At 31.0% G+C, this 22,256-nt stretch carries 10 protein-coding genes; 3 read left to right on the top strand and 7 right to left on the bottom strand.

Going from position 1 to position 22,256, the window contains the following annotated elements; all coding sequences use genetic code 11:
* The first annotated feature begins 23 nt into the window (after positions 1–23).
* The 3 genes from LXD69_RS05095 to LXD69_RS05105 are packed head-to-tail and all read left to right on the top strand — an operon-like array spanning position 24 to position 3,305.
* Positions 24–845, top strand: coding sequence for a DUF4349 domain-containing protein (locus LXD69_RS05095; protein ID WP_045970455.1), 822 nt, complete (start codon positions 24–26; stop codon positions 843–845).
* A 2-nt stretch (positions 846–847) separates the two neighbouring features.
* Positions 848–2,482 (top strand): S41 family peptidase, encoded by a 1,635-nt coding sequence (locus tag LXD69_RS05100; RefSeq protein WP_045970453.1) that lies wholly within the window; start codon positions 848–850, stop codon positions 2,480–2,482.
* A 1-nt stretch (position 2,483) separates the two neighbouring features.
* Entirely contained in the window at positions 2,484–3,305 is an 822-nt protein-coding gene (locus LXD69_RS05105; RefSeq protein ID WP_246917967.1) for an OmpA family protein, read from the top strand.
* On the opposite strand, the gene LXD69_RS05110 is transcribed toward LXD69_RS05105, so the two are convergent.
* The 7 genes from LXD69_RS05110 to LXD69_RS05140 all read right to left on the bottom strand — a co-directional run bounded on the left by LXD69_RS05110 (position 3,302) and on the right by LXD69_RS05140 (position 22,247).
* Positions 3,302–3,745, bottom strand: coding sequence for a GNAT family N-acetyltransferase (locus LXD69_RS05110; RefSeq protein WP_246917968.1), 444 nt, complete (start codon positions 3,743–3,745; stop codon positions 3,302–3,304). The genes LXD69_RS05105 and LXD69_RS05110 overlap by 4 nt on opposite strands.
* Before the next feature lie 112 nt (positions 3,746–3,857).
* A complete protein-coding gene (locus LXD69_RS05115; protein ID WP_045970444.1) occupies positions 3,858–4,838 on the bottom strand; it encodes a DUF4837 family protein in 981 nt (326 codons plus the stop codon).
* A gap of 11 nt (positions 4,839–4,849) precedes the next feature.
* Positions 4,850–6,346 carry a lytic transglycosylase domain-containing protein gene (locus tag LXD69_RS05120; RefSeq protein ID WP_246917971.1) on the bottom strand — a complete coding sequence of 499 codons (1,497 nt, stop codon included), beginning with the start codon at positions 6,344–6,346 and terminating at the stop codon, positions 4,850–4,852.
* A 57-nt stretch (positions 6,347–6,403) separates the two neighbouring features.
* Positions 6,404–7,594 (bottom strand): phosphoglycerate kinase, encoded by a 1,191-nt coding sequence (locus tag LXD69_RS05125; protein WP_246917972.1) that lies wholly within the window; start codon positions 7,592–7,594, stop codon positions 6,404–6,406.
* Positions 7,595–7,687: 93 nt separating this feature from the next.
* A complete protein-coding gene (locus LXD69_RS05130) occupies positions 7,688–8,641 on the bottom strand; it encodes a PorP/SprF family type IX secretion system membrane protein (RefSeq protein WP_045970438.1) in 954 nt (317 codons plus the stop codon).
* A 60-nt stretch (positions 8,642–8,701) separates the two neighbouring features.
* Complete coding sequence (locus tag LXD69_RS05135; protein ID WP_246917977.1) at positions 8,702–19,150, bottom strand: T9SS type B sorting domain-containing protein; 10,449 nt, start codon at positions 19,148–19,150, stop codon at positions 8,702–8,704.
* 61 nt (positions 19,151–19,211) lie between these two features.
* A complete protein-coding gene (locus tag LXD69_RS05140) occupies positions 19,212–22,247 on the bottom strand; it encodes a PorP/SprF family type IX secretion system membrane protein (protein WP_246917978.1) in 3,036 nt (1,011 codons plus the stop codon).
* Positions 22,248–22,256: the final 9 nt, after the last annotated feature.

A 22,256-nucleotide genomic window follows, 5' to 3' on the forward strand; every position in this document is an offset into this window, starting at 1 on the left:
TTTTTAATCTTAAAGAACTACTTATGAAAACAGTTATTTCTTCCTTATTTCTACTTACACTCCTTTTATCTTGCAATAAAGAATCTGCTCATGTAGATTATAAAACTGAAACTGTTGAAGCTGCCGAAATGGCGCCAATGATTTCTGAGAATTATTCTTATAATGTAAATGAAACTGAAAAAAACAAATCTGATATAAAGATTATAAAAAATGGTAACCTACGATTTGAAACACAAAACTTACAGAACAGCTTTATTGCTATTCAAAAAGCGATAAAATCACACAAAGCTTACGTTCAAAATGATGATTCTGGAAAAGATTATGAATCAACATATAGACATATTACTATTCGTCTTCCAAATGCTTATTTCGATTCTTTTATAAACGAAATAAGCAAAGGAGTAAAACATTTTGACAAAAAAGAAATTTCCGCGCAAGATGTAACAGAAGAATTTGTTGATCTTGAAGCACGATTAAAAGCAAAACGAACATTAGAAAATCGTTATTTAGAAATTCTTAAAAAAGCCAATAAGGTTACAGAAATACTAGAAATTGAAAAAGAATTAGCATCAATTAGAGAAGAAATTGAAGCGAAAGAAGGACGATTAAAATATCTACAAAGCAAAGTAGCAATGAGTACTATTTCTATTGAAATGTACACCGAAAATCCAACAGGAACAGGAACAACCATTTCTTATGGAAGTAAAATGTGGAATGCTATTTCATCTGGCTTTAATGGATTATCAAGTTTCTTCCTTGGAATCTTACATATTTGGCCATTTATCCTTATTTTCGTAGTAGCGTTCTTTCTAATCAGAAGAAAGCTTAAAAATAAAAACAAGTAATAATGAAACGATTTTTTAATAAAAAATACATTCTAACCTTTTTTAGTATAGGATTTCTATTTCTAGCTGTAAGTTTTAAAAATGATTTCTTTGAAATTGCAAAACAAATTGAAATTTTCACGGCAACTTTTAAAACGGTAAATCAAAACTATGTAGACGAAACAAATCCTGGAGAATTAATGAATGTTGCTATCAAAAATATGCTGGCAGAACTTGATCCATATACTGTTTTCTTTAATGAACAAGATGTTTTAAAGTTTAAGATAAATAACACAGGCGAATACACAGGAATTGGAGCTATGGTGCAAAGAAAAGAAGGTCGTGTGTTTTTAAAAGAAATTTACAAAGGTTTTCCGGCAGATAAAGCAGGTTTAAAAGCAGGTGATGAAATAACTCAAATAGGAGACATAAATCTTAAAGAATATAAAGAAGATGCTTCTCAGTTATTGCAAGGTGTAAAAAACACTAAAGTAAATATTACATTTGAAAGACAAGGAAAAAAAGAAACAACAAGTATTATTTTAGATGAAGTTGAGGTAAAAGCTGTTCCTTTTTATTCATTATTACCTGATAATACAGGTTATATAGTACTTTCAAAATTCACAGAAAAATCGAGTAGTGAAACAAAATCTGCTCTATTAGATTTAAAACAAAAAGGAGCAACAAAAATTATTTTAGATTTAAGAGGAAATCCAGGTGGTCTATTACATGAAGCTGTTAATATTTGTAATTTATTTGTTCCAAGAGATGAAATAATTGTAACCACAAAATCAAAATCTGAAAAACACAACAATACTTACAAAACTAAAAATGAACCAATTGACACTGAAATTCCATTAGCGGTTATTATTAATGATAGAAGTGCTTCTGCCTCTGAAATAGTTTCTGGAGCGTTGCAAGATTTAGATAGAGCAGTTGTTGTAGGAAATAGAAGTTTTGGAAAAGGATTAGTACAAAGACCTTTAAATTTATCTTATGGTACTCAAGTAAAAGTTACTATTTCAAGATATTACACGCCTTCTGGAAGATGTATTCAAGCGCTAGATTACGCTCATAAAGATAAAAATGGAAAAGCAGTTAAGATTGATAAAAACAATTTTAACGCATTTAAGACCAAAGGAGGAAGAGCCGTTTATGACGGTGGTGGTGTTTTACCAGATCTTATTGTTGAAGAAACTAAAACAAGTACTATTGCTGATGCATTATTGAAAAATGATGCTGTTTTTGATTTTGCAACTACCCTATACTACAAAACACCAAATCAAACAGGAATTCCTTCTATTTCTGATGCCGATTTTAATGCTTTCAAAACGTTTATAAAACAAGAAAAATATAGCTTAGATTCTGAAACAGGAAAAGCATTAAAAACACTTTTAGAAAAAGCTAAGAAAGAGAAAATAGATGATTCTATAGTAAATGAGTATAAACAACTACAAATTGCCTTAGAAAAAAGTCAAGACCAAGAAGTTTCGAAATATAAAACGGAATTTGTAAAATTATTGCAAGAAGAACTTATTACTCGTTACCAATATAAAGAAGGCTTATATGAGTTTTATACTCAAAAAGACATTGAAATTAGTAAAGCTAAAACGGTTTTAAATACTCCTTCTCAGTATAATGCCATATTAAAAAAGTAAAATGAAACGGTTTTTGCTAATTCTTTCTTTTCTTATGTCTTTCTTCTTAAGGGCACAAGAAGAGGAAGTTCATTCTATTTATTTTGAATTTGATAAATATGATTTAAAAGAAATTCAAGCAGAAGCTCTTTTAAAATTTACACAAAAATTAGACACTACACATATTGAAACCATTGAGATTTTTGGATATTGTGATGATAGAGGAAAAGACGAATACAATTATGTTCTTTCTACAAATAGAGCTAATACTGTAAAAGAAAAATTAATTTCAAAAGGCATAAAAAGTAAAATCATTATTAGTATTGAAGGTAAAGGACGAATATTAATTGATGATGATTTACTAGAAAATATTCCAGAAATACGATCAAAAAACAGAAGAGTTGATGTTGTAGTAAATTATAAACCTATTACAATTGAGAAATTAGAAATTTCAGGCATTTATAATATAATTCCAAAAGAGCCCATTGTAGGTGATAGAATTTATCTTGACAAACTTCTTTTTGAAAGAGGAAGTAGTAAACTATCTTTTCAAGCTAAAAAAGAACTCGACAGAATTGCAAAACAACTTTTAAAGTTTAAAAATATTGAATTTGAAATTCAAGGACATGTTTGTTGTATTCCTACATATCAAAAAGAAGCTATTGATAGAGAAACTAAAAAACGTGAATTATCAACTAATAGAGCTTTAGCTGTTTATAAATACTTATTTCTAAAGAAAATAAACAAAAAGAGAATGACGTATAAAGGTTACGGAAATACACAATCTCTTGGAAAAGGTGCTTTACTTGATAGACGAGTAGAAATTGTAATTACTAAAATTTAGTTCCTTTTCATTTGAATATGTGGAATATCATCTTCCAAATACATTTCGCTTGTTTGAACAAAACCATGTGCTTGATAAAATTTTGTCAAATATTGTTGTGCTGAAATAGTAATTTTAGTGTCGTTAAAAACTTCTTTAATAGCGTCTATAGATACATTAATTAAACTATGTCCCCATTTTTTATCTCGATATTTTGGACTTATAACAACTCTCCCTATTGATGCTTCATCAAAATAATCTCCTTTTTTAAAAATTCTAGTATAAGCTACTATTTTGCCTTCATAATATCCTACTACGTGAATTGCTTTTTCATCTTTACCATCAATATCTTGATATACGCAGTTTTGCTCCATTACAAAAACCTCTGATCTTAATTGCAACACAGAATATAGTTCAACAAGAGAAAGTTCGTTAAATCGCTTTATTTTGAATGTTATCATTTTTGAAAAATTATAAAGTGTGTGAAATAAACAAAATCTCATTAAACGGCTTAAATATTTGTTTAATGAGATTTTTATTTTGTACTTATGTAGCTCTAACTATTTTTTTAGATTACTTAAAGAACTTAACCGATTTAATAATAGATTCTAATTCAAAAACTAAATCTCGTTTTGCTTTAGATGGATTATAAGTAAAACCTTCTAGAATTAAGTAACGATTATTTTTTTCATCTTTAATAGCATAATTCACAAACGGACCAGCCATGAAATCATTTTTAAGATACCAGTTCCCTTTTGTTTCAAATGTTTTTCTTCCAGCAATTTTTATATCAAAAAGATATGGTGAATAATCCTCTCCTGTAACCATCCATGTATCATTTAATGTTCCATGAATAAATTGTTTCCCAATAGAATCTCTCATTTTAACTATATTGGTTACAACATTAGAATCATTTTCAATAAAATTAATTGGCACTTCATATACTAAAATGCTATTATAACCTGTGCTAAATTCTTTTCTAATCCAAAGGAATTTATCCTTAACCATGTCATATTTGTAGCCATGTCCTATTGTTAAACCAATGCCAAATCGATCTCTAACTTTTTTATCATCAACTAGGGCTTTTTTAAGTCTATTTTGATTTTCAGTTATTTCAGAACTTTTTAGTGACTGTATAATTTCGTTAGCTTTTTTTTCTAATATTGCTAAAATCTCATCATTATTTTGACCTACGATATAAAATACATTTTGAGGTTTTGCGAATTCATTCTTTTTAAAACTGTATCCAGATCTATTAGATTTTTCAATTATGATAATATTTCTACTCTTTCTAACAATTCCTTCAAATATTTTAGTTGGATATTGATTTAGATTGAATAATGGTTCTTCGTTTATTAATCCATCGACTGGAGCTGCAAATTTTTTTCTAATAGAATCTCCTATTTCTCCATTCCATAGATTTTCATCAACAATAATGGAAACATTATTAATTTTTCCATTTGATTCAGATAAAATAGCATTCTTCTCTTCGTTTTTAGATTGACATGAAAATAGAAGAAATATGCTAAAAAAAGTAATACATAACTGTTTCATATAAGCGGTTTTTATCCGTTAATGTTTAATTTCATTCCTGGTTTAATATTATTACCTCTAATATCGTTCCATTTTTTAATATCATCCGCAGAAATTCCAGGAAACTTCTTAGCTATTGAATACAATGAGTCTCCTTTTTTAACCATATATACTTGATTTACAGAGTTATTCCTTGATTTTTTATTGCTTGAAAATGATACTTTTTGATTAGAATAAATTTTTAAACTTTTTCCTGCATGAATAAAATTTCCTCTTATTTTGTTCCATCTTTTCAAATCGGCAACGGAAACTTTATATTTTTGAGCTATAATTCCAAGGCTTTCACCACTTCTAATTTTATGGTATTTAACTTGTCTTGTAATAGCTTCATCATTAGATTCTGATTGAAATAGTGTTTTTTCCTTAAAAGTATCTAAATGATCTAAATAGGCATAAACTTTATCTTCATTAGAAACAAATAATCCTATTTTATCTTTTGGTAATCTTAAATAATGTTTTTTATCTTCTTGAAATGGAATAACATTAAGCTTATAAATAGGATTTAAAAACTCTATTTGTTCAACAGGTACGTCTAATAATTCTGAAACTTGTTGAAAAGACATTTTCTTTTTAATAACTATAGTATCTGTTTCAAAATAAGTTAATGCTGCCTTCTTGGGTTCAAACTTATGTTCTTTATGAAATTCATAAATATACATTGTTGCTAAAAACGCAGGAACATAATTAGCTGTTTCTTTAGGTAAATTTTTTCTAATATTCCAGTAGTTTTGACTACCTCCTGAACGTCTAATTGCTTTTGATACATTACCTGGTCCTGCATTATATGATGCTAGAACCATACTCCAATCTCCAAATATTTTATATAAACTAGATAAATATTGACATGCTGCTTCGGTTGCTTTTAAAGGATCATAACGCTCATCTACATACGAATTAACTTCTAAGTTAAACTGTTTTCCTGTAGGATACATAAATTGCCATAATCCTGTTGCTCCAACTCTAGATCTTGCTTTAGGGTTTAGCGCTGATTCAACAATTGCTAAATATTTAATTTCTAATGGTACATCATACTTTGCTAAATGCTCTTCAAACATAGGAAAGTAATATTCTGAAATTGCCATTAATCTTTCATACATACCTTTTCGTCTTTTCAAGAAAGATTTAATTACATTTTCCAATGCAGGGTTGTATTCAATATTAAATGGAGATTTACTATCTAATATTTTTAATCTTTCTTTTAGTAGTTCAGAAGACAAATCAAAGGTTACAAGAGAATCTATATCTATTTCTGTAACATCGTTATACATTTCATCAAAAATTTGATCATTTGATAACTCTGCCATCCATCTTTCATCAATACAATTACTTGTATTATGGTTTACAAAAGTTGATTTAATAGAATCTAAAAATGAAATTTTAGGTGCTGTTTCACTTATTAATACATTTTGTTGAGCATATATACATACTGAAAACGAAAAAAAAGCAAGTAAAATTTTTATATTATTCATTATTCAATTTATCTTTAGTTATAACTATTATAACTTATTTTTAATTGTTTTTATTATCTAATCATTTAAAATTGCTGCAATTCCTGGCAATGTTCTTCCTTCAAGCATTTCAAGCATTGCTCCACCTCCTGTAGAAACATAACTCATTTTTTCTTCAAGACCAAATTGTTTTACAGCAGCAACGCTATCACCACCACCTACAAGTGAAAATGCACCATTCTTTGTTGCGTTTGCAATTGATTCTCCTAATGCAATTGTTCCTACAGCAAATGATTCCATTTCAAATACTCCAAGTGGACCATTCCATAAAATTGTTTTTGAAGTGTTTAATATTTTATCAAAAATAGCTAAAGATTTTGGACCAGCATCTAAACCTTGCCAACCATCTGGAATATTATTCACATCAAAAACTTTAGTATTTGCATCATTTGAAAAAGAATCAGCTCCCACTACATCAATTGGCAAGTGAATCTGGACTCCTTTTTCTTTTGCTTGCTTTAATATATCAATTGCTAAATCAATTTTATCATCTTCACATATAGAGTTTCCTATTTTTCCTCCTAATGCTTTTACAAAAGTAAAAGTCATTCCTCCTCCTATTATCAAGTGATTTACTTTATCTAAAATATTTTCAATGACTGTAATCTTTGATGAAACTTTACTTCCTCCTAAAATTGCAGTTACTGGTTTCTCAGAATTTGAAAGTACTTTATTTATACTTTCTATCTCTTTTGCTAATAATGCACCAAAACATTTCTTGTTTGGAAAAAATTGAGCAATAATTGTTGTTGAAGCATGTGCTCTATGTGCTGTTCCAAAGGCATCATTTACATATATATCGCCTAATTTTGAAAGTTTTTCTGCAAAATCAACATCACCTTTTTCTTCTTCTGTATAGAATCTTAGATTTTCTAATAGTAATATTTCACCTTTTTGCAAAGTAGCAACAACATTTTCAACATCACTACCTATACAATCAGAAATAAATTTTATAGGTTTATTTAATGATTTTTCTATAGCAGATACAATATGTTGAAGCGAATATTTAAGTTCTTTCCCTTTAGGTCTTCCTAAATGACTCATTAAAACAACGCTACCACCATCATTTAAAATCTTATCTATAGTTGATTTTGCTGCATCAATTCTCGTTGCATCTGTTACGTTAAAGTTGTCATCTAAAGGAACATTAAAATCTACTCTAATAATTGCTTTCTTATTATTAAAATCAAAATCATTAAGTGTTTTCATTACTATGCTTATTTAATCATTAAAGTTTACCAAAATTAGCTAAATAACTAATTAAAGTAAACTTTACATTCATTTTTTATGTTTTTTATTCTTTTAGTAAACAACTCTATTCTGAGTACATGGACAATTACTAAGTCCTTGTAAAAAGTCGAAACCTAGTGTAATCATGTGTGTTCCAGAATTATATGACAATAATTCATTTGTATTTATTTGATATGAATATCCAAAATAAAAATTATTTTTTCTAAGTCCTACCATTGGACCAACAGTTACAGGATTCAACGATTGTTCATTTAAGAATCTTGCTGTAGCTCCTATCCAATAATAATCTTCATAAACATGTTTCTTAAATTTAATATTTAAATCGGTTGTTGAACGACCATCACTTTGAAAATATTGAATTAATGCTGAAGGTTCAATTTCGAAAGTAGATCCGCTTTTTCTAAGTTTACTTCCTAAATAAACTTGGTGATTTAACAACAAATCTGGTTCTAAGAAGTTAACTTCTTTTATATTTTTATCTAAAATATTTGAAGCATTATAACTAAAATAGAAATCTTTATATCTATATAAAAAACCAATATCAAAATTATAGTTTTGTGTTGCTCTATCTCCATTAATTGAAGGATCTAATTGATTACTAAAATTTTCAATATCAATTCTAAAGTGATTTAAATTAAATGATATCCCTAAAGATAAGTATTGTTCAGTATCATAATCTAAAATTAAATGTTGTGCAAAAGAGAATTTTGCTCCATATTGTCTAGTATTACCATTTTTATCATTATAAAAATAGGCTCCTACACCTGATCTATCTGCAATTCTAAAATCTACTGCAAGAGATTGATTTATTGGTGAATTTTTAATTCCTACCCATTGTGTAAGACCGTTTAAACGAACTCTTGCATTATCACCAATTCCAGCAAATGTTGGAGACATTGAAAACGGATTATCAGCTAAGTACTGCGTTTGCTGAGGTATTGTAAGCTCTTGTGCTTGCAATTGACTCAAACAACAAAGTATTAAAAATAGCGTTATTTTTTTCATTTTAATATTTTTTATTTTTAAAACTAAGCCTATAAAAATATAGGCTTAGTTTATCTTAAATTATCTATATAATGTGAAATTACCTACAAACTCTCTTGCATCATTCTCTCCGTTCAATTTCAACACATACCAATAGTCTCCTGAAGGTAATTCGTTTCCGTTGTAAGTTCCATTCCATGATTGACCTGGTCTCAAAGTAATTATTTTTCTACTGTATCTATCAAAAACATAAGTTACAGCTTTAGGATAATGATCTAAATAATTAGGAGTCCAACCATCGTTTGTTCCGTCACCATCTGGTGTGAAATAATCTGGTATCTCAACATCATAGAATGTCATTTGTATAGTATCAACATCTGTACATCCATTAGCATCTGTTACAATTACTGTATAAAGACCTGTTTGATTAACTAAATAAGTTGTATTACTTCCAACATCTTGTCCATTAACATTATAACTATATGGAGCTGTTCCTCCTTGCGTTGACATGGTAAACTGATTTAATCCACTTTGAGCTAATGTTAAAACTGGTGAACTAGAAATAGTCACATTAAAACTAATTTGTTTTACACATCCATCATTATGAGTAACTGTAGCAGTATGATTTCCATCAGCAACATTTACAAATAAATTATTTCCTACTTGAGTAACACCGTCTAAATCAAAAGTAAGATCTCCGATTGGTATATCTTCATTAAATGTGATTAAAACATTAACATTTGGTGAGTCATTAACACATGAATTGTCGAATTCAACACCCGGTTGAATATCTTCACCTGGCTCTAAATCAATTGCAAAATCTACAGTACATACTCCTGTACCATCTGTTACTATAAATTCATAATAACCATAACTTAAATTATCAAAAGTAAAATCTCCTGTTAATGAAGTTAAAGTAGTTGATCCATTTGTAGCTTCATAACCAAATACTGGTGATGGACTACCTCCTTGTACACTAAATGATACTGATCCACCATCACCTAAACACAACTCATCTATAATATTTGGTGCATCAACTAATTCAAAAGTAGGTGGAGCAGTAATATCAAGAGGCCCTAGAGATAATGAACATCCGTTTTGATCCTGAATAAATATCGTATAGCTTCCTGGAGTTAGATTATTAAAAATTCCTGAATTAACTGTTTCATTAGGTGCAGAAGAAATAGAAAACTGAATTATTCCTGTTCCTCCTGTAGCAATAACTTCAATCGAACCATCATTTGGAAGACTAGCACATGTAGGTTGAGTAATGGTAAGCTCATACTCTATAGGTGTAGGTTCCGTTATAGTAAATGATTCAGAATCACCATCACAATCACCACTATCAACATGTACTGTGTATGTACCTGCTGGAACATTTATAAATACTCCTGGTGAACTTTGTACAACCCCTGCTGTAGCTGGCAACAATGTATAAACATAATTTCCTAACCCATTAACTGCTGTAGCCGTTACTGATGTAGTATAGCCATTACATGAAATTACTGTTCGAGTAGTATCAACCGTAACACTAACAGGAATTACAGGTTCAACAATTATAGAAGCAAAATCTTCAAAACAATCGTTTGCATCCACAACATAGTAACTATATGTTCCTGAAGCTACGTTATTGAAAACCATAGTTCCTGTGAACGGAATATATGGTCCTCCTGGTGTAGTACTGTAAGCATAAGGAGCTGTTCCTCCTATAGCAGTTAATTCCAATGTTGCTCCTTGATCACATGTCGGGTCAACTGTCATTGCCAAACTAGCCATTACATCATCATTTGGCTCATCAATAATAACACTTGCTGTTGGAAATTCACAATTAAATGAATCTGTAATAGTAACATTATACTCTCCTGCTCCTAAATTAGTAAATACATTACTTGTTTGAGGTGCAGAACTAGTACCTGTTGTTATGTTATTTAAAACGAATAAATATCCACTACCATATCCTCCTGTTACATTAGTAATCGTAATAGTCGCATCATTATCTCCTCTACATGGTAAAAATGTAGTAGAAGCATTGATTGTAGCATCAATAGGAGTTGGAACATCTAAAATTATATTAGATGACGAAACCTCACAACCAATGTTATCTCTTACACTAACAGTATATGTACCTGCTCCTAATCCTGTAAAATTATTTACAGATGACCAAGCAACAATTACACTACCACCAGATTCTAATTGATATTCATATGGTGCTCCCCAACCATTATTTCCTACTGCAGAAATGCTACCATCACTACCTGGAATACATGAAATAGGAGTGCTACTTGTAGTAATTGATAAAGTTTCAATAGGTTGAGTTATTGTAAAGTTTGTTGTTACAGGACAAGACGGGTTTTGATTTAAAACAGCCTGTAATTGATATACACCACTTGGTAAATTATCCACTGTAAATGGTCCTGCATCAGGACTAGTTCCAGATGATACTGATAAACCAGTAGCTGTATCAATTATATCATAGTCAAATGACCCTGCATCATCAGTAGGTATAGTATTTTGATCTATAAAAGTAATATCAATACTTCCATCAGCTCCATCAAAACACGTTACATTGTTATTTACTACAGCATTTACAATAAATGTGTTTGGATCAAATACGTAATGTATTGTTTGTACACTACATCCTGTAGTTGCATTTTCAACTGTAATTTGATAATTACCAATTGTTAATCCTGTAAAATTAGGATTATTAGTTTGTGATACATTATATGTACTTCCAGTACTTAATCCTACTACTGTATAAACTAATGTAGTTGGTGTTCCTCCTGTTGTATCAATATTTATTGTAATATCTTCAGGATTTGTACATGTAATTGGAGTTGTAACAGTTACTCTAGGATTAGAAATTGCTATAAATGGATTTATAACTGCTGTTGTAGTACCTATACATCCATTATTATCATAAACGTTTATTGTATATGTACCTCCTAAAATATTTGACTCTATATAAGTATTACTTGTCCCTGTTTGAAGTATATTATTAGAACTATCTAAAAACTCATAATTAATATATGTTCCAGATCCTCCATTTACTCCATTAACAACTATTGTTGCATTATTAACTGTATTCGAACCTGAATTACATCCAAATTCAGTAACAGTAACAGTAGGTATATTAATTGCTGTAGCTTCACCTACAGTTACAATCTCCGTTGTAACACAGTTTCTTCCAGATGTAACAACAACCGTATAGTTTCCTGCTGATAAACCTGTAAATACATTAGAAGTTTGAGGACCAACAACTATTGGTGAAGTAATTTCATACATGTAAACTGGATTAGGATTTGAACCTGTTAAATTTACTGTAATAGTTCCATCAGTTCCTAAATTACAAGTTGCATTTGTAACCGTTGTATCAAATACTGGAACGGTAGGCATATCTAAAATTACAGATTTATCTATCGAACATCCTGTAATATTATCTGTAACTGTAACTGTATAATTTCCTGCAGGAACATTAGAGAATACATTACCTAATTGCGATATAGGTGCTATATTAGGTGTAATTGTATATACATAATTTGAAGCATCTGAACCTCCTGATGCATTAACAGTTATAATTCCATCACTAACTCCACAATTTGCAACTGCATCTATAGTTGTTGTAATTGTTCCATTTAATGGTGGGTAAATTGTTATTGTCTCTGTCTCTGTACATCCATTAGAATCTTTTATAATAACAGTATGCGTACCTGAATTTAAACCTGTTAAAGTAAATGAGAAAGAAGCGTTTTCAGTATATGTTGTGAAAGCTGCACCATCAACACTATATGTAAATGGACCAACTCCAACTGTATTGTCTCTCGTAACAATTATTGAATAATTCCCTTCATTTATATTACAAAGTGTAGCCGCATCAATATCTAAATCTATATTTGGTGTTGTATCCGTTGGTACAAAAATATTTGTACTTGGTTGAATACATCCGTAAGCATCCATTATATAAACATCATAAGATCCTCCTTCAACATTAAACACATTTGAAGTTTGACCTGGCCAAACTGTTGGAGCTGGTGAACCTGCTGGAACAACCTGATAAGTATAAGGTGGCGTTCCATTTGAACCAGTAACTGTAATTTGACCTGCATTTGGATTACAATTATCGTTTTTAGTTACTGATGCCGTAAGTGACAATAAAACAGGTGACTCAGAAATTGTAAAATTAATTGATGTTTGAGAACAAGCAGCATTTGGACCATCGTTTTCAGTAAATAATACAAAGTACTCTCCTGGAGGTAATACTCCAAAATCATTTACCGTTATTGGTGTACCTGTTCCTGTAGAGGTTCCTACAGCACTTACAGGTGTATTATTTAATGCTAAATAAACTTGATATGAAACACTTGTTCCTGAATAATTTGAAATTACAAAAGAGACACTTCCATCTGCTGCTCCTGTACAAGTTACATTATTTGGTGTTATTGTAGAAGTAATAGTCGACAATGTAGGTACTGGCTCTGTTGCAGTTTCAAAATAATAACAATTAGTAGCTTCATCATAAACAATAAAACTATATGTAACTCCTGGCATTAATCCTGTAAATGTTGCACATAATCCTGTTGCACCTCCATCTGCTGGTTGATATTGTGGTCCAGGATAAGTCGCATAAGGAGGATTATTTGGTGATAAATCTTCATAAATTGCAAAATGATAAGGACCTCCTGCTACTGCTGGATCCACACAAACCTCAATTGTACCACCAACTGTACAATCTGTTATTGCTTGAGACACATTAATATTTAAATTATTAGGTGGTGAAGCAATTGTAATATTATTTTCAACTAATTGACAACCATTTGCATCTACAACAGATATTGTATATATCCCAAAATTTAAAATATTAAATATATGATCTTCATTTGACACCGCATTATAGGTGTCAGTATAGGTTCCTGTACTATTTGAAATAGTATATGTAAAAGGTGATGTACCTCCTGTAACATTAATTATATTAATCGTTCCAGGGGCTGTTCCAACAGCTCCACATTGAATGTCTGTTTTTGTAAATGTAAAATCAACAGGATCCGGTTCCGTTAATGTAATTGTTACTGTTTCTATACAAGAATTTGCATCAGTAACTGTAATTGTATAATCTCCCGCTGTAAGTCCTGTAGTCTGTGCTCCATAAGAAACAGACGTTGTTGTGTTTACTATATCTATAATATATGGAGCTTGTCCTCCAGATGGAGTAACGGATATAGCTCCATTAGTGTCTCCATTACATAAATTAAATCCTGTTTGAGCAACAACTGGAGGATTCAATACAGGCAAAGGGTTTACTGTTATTACAGAAGTTGTCACTGTACAACCTATTGCATCAGTTATAGTAAACTGATATGTTCCAGCATTCGCTGTTGAATATGTAAAAGTATTTCCTGTAATATTATTAATTGTTGGGTCGAAAGCTGTATTAAATGTAACTTGATATGTATAAGGTGCAGAACCTCCATTAATTGTTACATCAATATCTGCATCTGGTGATGCTGTACAATCTAATCCATTAGTTAAAACAGCATTTGCTATTAATTGAGGTGCAATGGTTACTGTTGACATTGTCACTTCACAACCATAAGAATCCCTAACTGTTATTGTATAGTTTCCAGGTGTTAAACCAGAAAAAGTATTTCCATTTTGATATGTTCCTCCATTTAAACTATATTGATAAGGACTAACACCCCCTGAAGCAGTAACTACAATTGTTGCAGCATTTGTTCCATCATAACACAAATCAGATGACGCATCTACAACTGCTGTAGGAGGAGTAGGTACTGGGATATTTATAGCAACATCAATTGGATCTGTACAATTAAGAACGTCCCTAACAACCACAATATAATCTCCTGGTGTTAAATTTGAAAAAACATTATTTACTTGAAACGGAACAAGGACTGTTCCTGTACTATTTTGTAATTCATATTGATAATTCGGAGTTCCTCCTGAAGCTGAAGCTGTAATTACACCACCAACTAAACAAGTAGCTGGACTAGTTAATACAGCATCTGCTAGTAATGAGTCTGGTTCAGAAATTACTTGCGTGAAAGGGAAAGAACATGTTCCAGCCGTATCATCAAATCTAATTTCGATATTATATGTATTTGCAGATAAACCTGTTATTGTTACAGGAGAAGTAGTAGAGTTAGTCCAACTTGCACCTCCATCTATAGAATAATCAAATCCATAAGGTAATTCAAAATTTTGTGCTGCAATTGTAATTTGACCATCAGTAGCTCCATTACAACTTACATCACTTGAGCTTGTAATTTGTGCAGAGAACGCTTGATTACAATCGATATGTATTGGATACTTAACTTCTGTAATACATGCTATTGGTTCTTGAAAAACATTAATGTCATCTATTACCACATCATTTCCGTTTATAACAGTACTATATGATCTAATTACAAAACTCAATGATGTATAAGAACCTGGGTTTAAAGCTAAACTATACGATTCCCATTGATTCGATTTAGGAACAATAATTGGTGAAGCAGTAGGTGTTGTAGCAACAATTACTTCGGAAGGAGTTCCTAAATCTGCTATTAATTGTATTGTTAATTGAGGGTCTCCTAAAGTAGATGAACTACTTCTAATCAAATTCATAGCCCATAATGAAACTTGAACAGGTTGATTAGGTATAATATCTGTGATTGGTTTACTATATAAAATACCACCTACACCAGCAGTTCCTCCTATATTCACGCATAAAAATCTTCCCTCCGGATCTGTTCCGTTAGAAGTATGGTCACTAGGATCTGCCCACGTACCAAATCTTGGATCAATTCTTTTTGTTACGGCATAATCTCCATCGTTTATTTGAATACTTCCATTACATTGAGTTGCTGCAACTTGTCTTTCAAAACAATAGGCAGGATTAATACCTGGTGAAGTTGTATTATCTCCTCGTCCAAAATCTTCAAATAATAAATTACTATATGTAGGAACAGATAAACTTCTGTATTGAACTGTAATTTCATGATCTCCACATGGGACATCTACAAAAACATTTTCAGGTACATTTGTATTTACAACTCCATCTAATAAATAAGTATATGAAAAATTAGTAGATCCTGAACTTACTGTCACTGTAGACGTTGCTGTTCCTGTACAATTAAAATCAGGGTCTTCTACTGAAATTGTTGGATCTTGAGGAGCGGGATCAATAGTAACGCTTGTACAAAAAGTACAATTATTTGTATCACGTATACATACAGAATATGTTCCTGGTAATAAATAAGCTTCATTAGATGTAACCCAAGTAGTTCCTCCATCAAAACTATATTCATAACCTGGGACTCCTCCTTGAGGATTTGTAATTCTCACTTTACCTTCTCCATTAGGTCCACAACCTGCTAATTCAGAAACTCCTGCTGAAGCTGTCAATGCTGTATCAGGTTGACTTATAACAATTGTTTCTACTGTAGTAGTACATATTGTTCCTCCTAAAGAATATTGAACTATTGTTTCATAAGTTCCTGCAGGTAAATTTGAAAAAACTGGATTTGTACCAAATGTTACTCCATTATCAATACTATATTCTAATGTGTAACCGTTTGTATTTGTAACATTAAATTCTATCTGTCCTGTTGATTCTCCATAACATAATACATCTATTTGAGAAACGGTATATACTGGTTGTGGTATATTATCTATAATTACATCAGTAGTAGCTGTACAGTTATTTGAATCTGTTACTGTAAATGTATATGTACCAGGTGTTGTAATAACAAAATTAGGTAAAGAATAAATTGTTCCTGGATCATTATTAATTCCATAAGTATAAGGAGGTGTTCCTCCAACTGGATAAACTGTTATTTCTCCATCTGTACATGTTAATGGAATTGTTACTGCTCCTGTTAAAGTAAGTAATGGTGGATCAGAAATTGTTACAGTCTCTGAATATGTACATCCATCTGTTGTTGAAATATTAACTGTATATGTTCCTGCAGGTAAATTTGGAAATGTATAATCATTTGCATTTATAGGTCCTACATTGTTTATAGGTGTTCCGCCTTGTGATAATTGATATGTATATTGCGGATCAACATTATTAATTTGAACTCTAATACTTCCTTGTCCTCCATTACAAAGAGCATCATTAACTATAACATCAACATTAAAATCTCTATTAAGAATTTGAATATTAGGAATGTCAAAAATACAATTTCCAACACCACCTCCAATTTGTCTAATATAAACAGTATATGCTCCTGCTGTATTAATTGTAAATAAATTTCCTGATTGCCAATTGGTTCCATCTAAACTAAATTCATATCCATTAGGAACTCCATTAACTGTAATCGTTCCAGGTGTATTACAAATAATATCTGTAGATGTTGCTGTAGGTGTAAAAAGGTTTTTATAAACATTAAAATAATATGTTCTAAAACATCCATTTTGAAACACTATTCTGACTCTATATTCACCAGCATCAACTGCATTAAAATTTGATCCTGTACCAACTTGTGACCATGCACTATCTGGACATGTTGTATTTGGACAATTTGTTGAAGGTGTAGGATCAGTACAAGTACTAGGTGTACTTAATACTTCCCAAATAATACTTGTTGCATTTAGTATATTTGTTTCTATTAATTGACTATCTGTTTCACCACATAAATATATTTTTGGTAAATCTGAATCATCATTTGGACAAACATCAACTTGATCTGCATAAGGAATAACCGGATTAGGTACTACTCCGTTAAAATCAATTACATTAAAAGTTTCAGTAATAGATAAACACGGAGCTGGTGCTGTATTTACAACACTGTAAGTTCCTGTTCCTGTAACTGTATATGATTGATTAGTCGCTCCAGCAATTGCATTTGCAGCAGTAGGTGGTGATCCGCTATGCCATTGGTAAGAAACATAACCATTACCCGCTGTTAAAGTAACTGAGTTACCACATAAAACTTCTTCTCTTTCAAAAACGCAATCATCTATATCAGCTAAGAAGTTTGTAGTTCCTGGTGATAGAATTAAACAGCTATTAATTCCAGATGCACTTGGCTCTTCATTTTCAACTATATTTCCAGAATTTATACTGCTATATGTTTTATATGCTTGATTGCGAATTTCGTTTGAACATGCATCTCTTAAATCATAACATGTTTCTGCTACTCTTACTTTTATTCTAATTAAATAATTTGCACCCGATTCGGTTACTAAATTATCAGGAATAGTAAATATAATTTCATTTGTTACTGGATCAAAAGTATAAGTTACTCCAGGAGGAACCTCTAAGTCTGCTGGTAAAAAAGTTACATTTAATGGTAATTGATCTTTTATAGTAAACCCTGTTGCTCCATCATTTCCAATATTTTGAAAATCTAATTCATAAAAAATTTCTTGTCCTAATGAAACAGTTGTGTTCCCAATATCATTGTCAGCTAAATCTCTTACAATTTTTATTAAATTTATTTGAGGCTGAATAATTTCAACGGCAAAAGCATTTAAATAATAGACATAAGCATCTCCACTAGTTTGAAGTTGGACATTTGCACTTGTTGCATTGTTTGCAATAACCGCATTTCCTGGATTGGGAATATTAATTATTCCTGAATCATATCCTAATGTATTAGAACTATTTAAATTTCGAGTAGTATATGCTCCATTTATATCATTTATGGTACTATTAAAAAAGTTGGAAGCCAATCTAGTTGGAATTGACATACTGGTTCCATTTATTCTAAGGCGATCTCCTGAAATTCCATTATCTCCTTCTAATGCTGCAAAAGCTAATTTAGCTCTTACTGGACCAACAGGTATTGAATTAAAACCAGAAATCGGAATATCTAAACTTGTAGTTCCTTGAATACTACTAAATCCATCAAATAAGGTAATGTTTTTAGCAGTTGATAATGGGTCTTCATAAACTACAAAAAGAGACCATCCACCTGAGGTTTTTACACCTAATCCACATTGGACATTTGCAACTCCATAAGTACCGCTTGCATCTGTTAATCCTTGTAGCAAAGTTGTTACATCATAAGAAGCAACATAACTATATTTTTGATTAAGACCTGTAGGATAAGTATCATATATTACAGCACCTGTAATATCAGTATAATTACCTCCTGGTAATTTAAACTTTACATTTCCTAATCGGCTTCTATCGACTTCATCATCAATATTACCCTCATTATAAAGTCCAGCCCAATAAAGAGCCGCATATTTTATAACGTAACAACCCGAATTGGCGACAGGAATAGTTAAGTCCGCAGTACTTGAATTAAATGTTGAAGGATCTCCATCAATATCAACATACTGCATGTTCAAATTGTCGTTTATATCTGTTCCGTTATAAGGAACATTTGGACCATTTGAACTTGTGCTTCTATTTAGGATATTATTTCCTATAAGAAGCATATCTCCTTTTAAACTCTCATTAAAGGGTATCGGAGTTAAACGACCTGGTCCCGAAAAGGGTACATAATTTTGTGCAAACAGATTAATATTTATCATGCAAACGACGACAAACACCAATCTTTTGAATTGAGTAATTTTTAATTTCATAGCTAGTGTGGTTTAAGACTTTTTAAAAGTAATAAAAAATATTAAAAAATTAACATATTATTTATTCGACTTTTACTATTGACATTTTTTTGTTATACGATTTTGTTCCTCTTGCTTGTGTTGCTTTAACTGCACTTGATAAATCATCAAACTTATCTATATACACATAATAAGTAGCATCATAAATATTATAGAAAAGCGTAACGCTTGTTCCTCCACCTGCAACTACTTGACGTACAAATGCATCTCTTTCTGCAATGTTTTTATATTTTCCTAATACAACATAATAACCTGATTCAACTCCATTCAATTTTTGAATAATAGAAATATCATTTGAAGATGTTTCCTCTTGTTCTGTTGTGTTTCCAGAATTTGCATTTGAATTTTGAGCAGTAGAGTTTTTAATATCTTCTAATGATTTTTGGTCATTAAGTATCCTCTGTTGCTCACTATCGTATTCTGCTCTTTTAATTCTTTTTAATCTTTCTTCCTCTTTATCGGCATTAATTTTCTTAATTCTATCATCAGCAATTTTTTCAAACTGTATATATTGTTGTCTTTTGTTTTTCAAATCATCAATAACTGATTGATAATACTGATTTAATAGTTTAGCATCTTCATCACTAACACCATTCTTCTTTAATTGTTCAAGTCTAACTTTATTTGCGCTTTCAAAATCTGAAATTAAATCGTCGAAAACTTTTTTGTTAGATGCTATTTCGCTTTTAATTGCGTTTAACTGTGCATTTTGTTGAGTTGTACTAACAAATTTACGTTGCACACTTTTACTATTAGGATCATTTTCAGAAATATAAGCCTTTAAGTCTAAATCTCTTTCCTTTACAATAGAGTCCAGTCTTTTAATTAAATTATCTGAATTTTTAGTTTTCTGAGCAATTTCTCGCTTATAATTATCAAGTACTTTATTTGATACATTTAATTTAGTTTCTATACTAGAAATTTTATCTTCTACAGAAAGGTTAGATTTCGCTAATCTATCTTTCTCCGCTTGCGCTTCCAATGCTAGTCTTGCTAATCTTTCCTTTTCAGCCTGTGCTTTTGCTGCTGCTTCTTTTGCTAATCTATCTTTCTCAGCTTGTGCCTCTGATGCTTCTCTTGCTAGTCTTTCTTTTTCAGCCTGCGCTTTTGCTGCTGCTTCTTTTGCTAATCTGTCTTTCTCAGCTTGTGCCTCTGATGCTTCTCTTGCTAGTCTTTCTTTTTCAGCCTGCGCTTTTGCTGCTGCTTCTTTTGCTAATCTATCTTTCTCAGCTTGTGCCTCTGATGCTTCTCTTGCTAGTCTTTCTTTTTCAGCCTGCGCTTTTGCTGCTGCTTCTTTTGCCAATCTATCTTTCTCAGCTTGTGCCTCTGATGCTTCTCTTGCTAGTCTTTCTTTTTCAGCTTGTGCTTTTGCTGCTGCTTCTTTTGCTAATCTGTCTTTCTCTGCCTGTGCTTCTGCTGCTTCTCTTGCTAGTCTTTCTTTTTCAGCCTGCGCTTTTGCTGCTGCTTCTTTTGCCAATCTGTCTTTCTCAGCTTGTGATTCTGCTGCTGCAACTTCTTTTGCTAATCTATCTTTCTCAGCTTGTGCTTTTGCTGCTGCTTCTTTTGCCAATCTATCTTTCTCAGCTTGTGCTTTTGCTGCTGCTTCTTTTGCTAATCTATCTTTCTCAGCTTGTGCTTTTGCTGCTGCTTCTTTTGCTAATCTATCTTTCTCAGCTTGTGCTTTTGCTGCTGCTTCTTTTGCTAATCTATCTTTCTCAGCTTGTGCTTTTGCTGCTGCTTCTTTTGCCAATCTATCTTTCTCAGCTTGTGCTTTTGCTGCTGCTTCTTTTGCCAATCTATCTTTCTCAGCTTGTGCTTTTGCTGCTGCTTCTTTTGCCAATCTGTCTTTCTCAGCTTCTATATTATCAACAGGTAAAACCTCTTCTTTAGGTTTTACTTCTGCCTCTTTTGCTAATCTTTCTCTTTCTAACCTTGCATTTTCAATAGCTTCTTTTGCTAATCTATCTTTCTCAGCTTTAGCTTTTATAGCCTCTTCTCTAGCTAACCTATTTTGTTCTATTTTTTCTTTTCTAGCTGCTTCTTTTGCTAACCTATCTTCTCCAGAATTATTTTTTGGAGTAGAAACAGGCTGTTTTGCTGCTTTTTTATCTCTTAATTTTTGTGCTCGTTTCCTAAAATTATAAGAATCATTATAATTCGTAAACTTATATGATAAAGAAAACTCATGACTTGAACCAAAAAATAAAGAATTATTAATTGATAAATTATAAGAATATCCTATTAAAAACTTTTTAGAAATAGCAACTCCAATTCCTGCATTTGCGCCTCTAAAAGTATTATAACCTGCTTCTAACCAACCTAATTCTTCTTGATCTAATAAAAAACTCCCAGATATACCTGTACCATCCTTTCTATTTTCAACTTGAAGCATTCCAGAGAAATTACTTCCGTCCAAAATATTATAATAACTACTAAGTTCCTTTGTATACATTAAATGTCCAGAAAAAGTAGCTGAATTATTATCTTGTACTGATTCACTAGTGCTTAAATTATAAGAAACTATATTGTTTGCAGAAATTCCTATATCAAAATTATTTATGTTTAAATTTATTCCTGGTTTTATATTTACAAAAGCGGTTGCGCCTTGATTTATTAAAAGTGGTTCAGGAGATTCTGTAATGACTCTATTAATATCAAAATTACTACTTGAAAAATATGCATTAATACCAAATGTTAAATTGGTTTCATTTTGCATAGGAACATTGTAAGCATAATTTATTACACCTCCATTATTTTTCAATAAACCTATAGATTGAGAATATACTCCTATAGCAAAACGAGACTCATTACTTAATCTCCCCTGATAGTTTAGTAAGTATAAAACGGGTGAATCCTCAAATTTTACCCATTGTCTTTTATTTGCTAAATTTAAAGAAGGAGCTACTTCCCTAGAATAGCTAAAAGCAGGGTTAATAAGAAACCGATTCAATTTAATTGAATTATTTAATGTAACATCGAAAGAGGAGTAAGCATTTTCTTGTGAAAAAGTTACAGAAAAAAGCATACATAAAATTATCCCTAAGTGTATTTTTTTCAATGGTTGGTT

The organism is Flavobacterium sediminilitoris (assembly GCF_023008245.1).
Classification (GTDB): Bacteria; Bacteroidota; Bacteroidia; order Flavobacteriales; family Flavobacteriaceae; genus Flavobacterium; species Flavobacterium sediminilitoris.

Excerpts from the sequence above, each read along its gene's own strand:
- LXD69_RS05110 (WP_246917968.1), bottom strand. The coding sequence starts at position 3,745 with ATGATAACATTCAAAATAAAGCGATTTAACGAACTTTCTCTTGTTGAA.
- LXD69_RS05105 (WP_246917967.1), top strand. The coding sequence starts at position 2,484 with ATGAAACGGTTTTTGCTAATTCTTTCTTTTCTTATGTCTTTCTTCTTA.
- LXD69_RS05100 (WP_045970453.1), top strand. The coding sequence starts at position 848 with ATGAAACGATTTTTTAATAAAAAATACATTCTAACCTTTTTTAGTATA.
- LXD69_RS05130 (WP_045970438.1), bottom strand. The coding sequence starts at position 8,641 with ATGAAAAAAATAACGCTATTTTTAATACTTTGTTGTTTGAGTCAATTG.
- LXD69_RS05115 (WP_045970444.1), bottom strand. The coding sequence starts at position 4,838 with ATGAAACAGTTATGTATTACTTTTTTTAGCATATTTCTTCTATTTTCA.
- LXD69_RS05120 (WP_246917971.1), bottom strand. The coding sequence starts at position 6,346 with ATGAATAATATAAAAATTTTACTTGCTTTTTTTTCGTTTTCAGTATGT.
- LXD69_RS05125 (WP_246917972.1), bottom strand. The coding sequence starts at position 7,594 with ATGAAAACACTTAATGATTTTGATTTTAATAATAAGAAAGCAATTATT.
- LXD69_RS05135 (WP_246917977.1), bottom strand. The coding sequence starts at position 19,150 with ATGAAATTAAAAATTACTCAATTCAAAAGATTGGTGTTTGTCGTCGTT.
- LXD69_RS05095 (WP_045970455.1), top strand. The coding sequence starts at position 24 with ATGAAAACAGTTATTTCTTCCTTATTTCTACTTACACTCCTTTTATCT.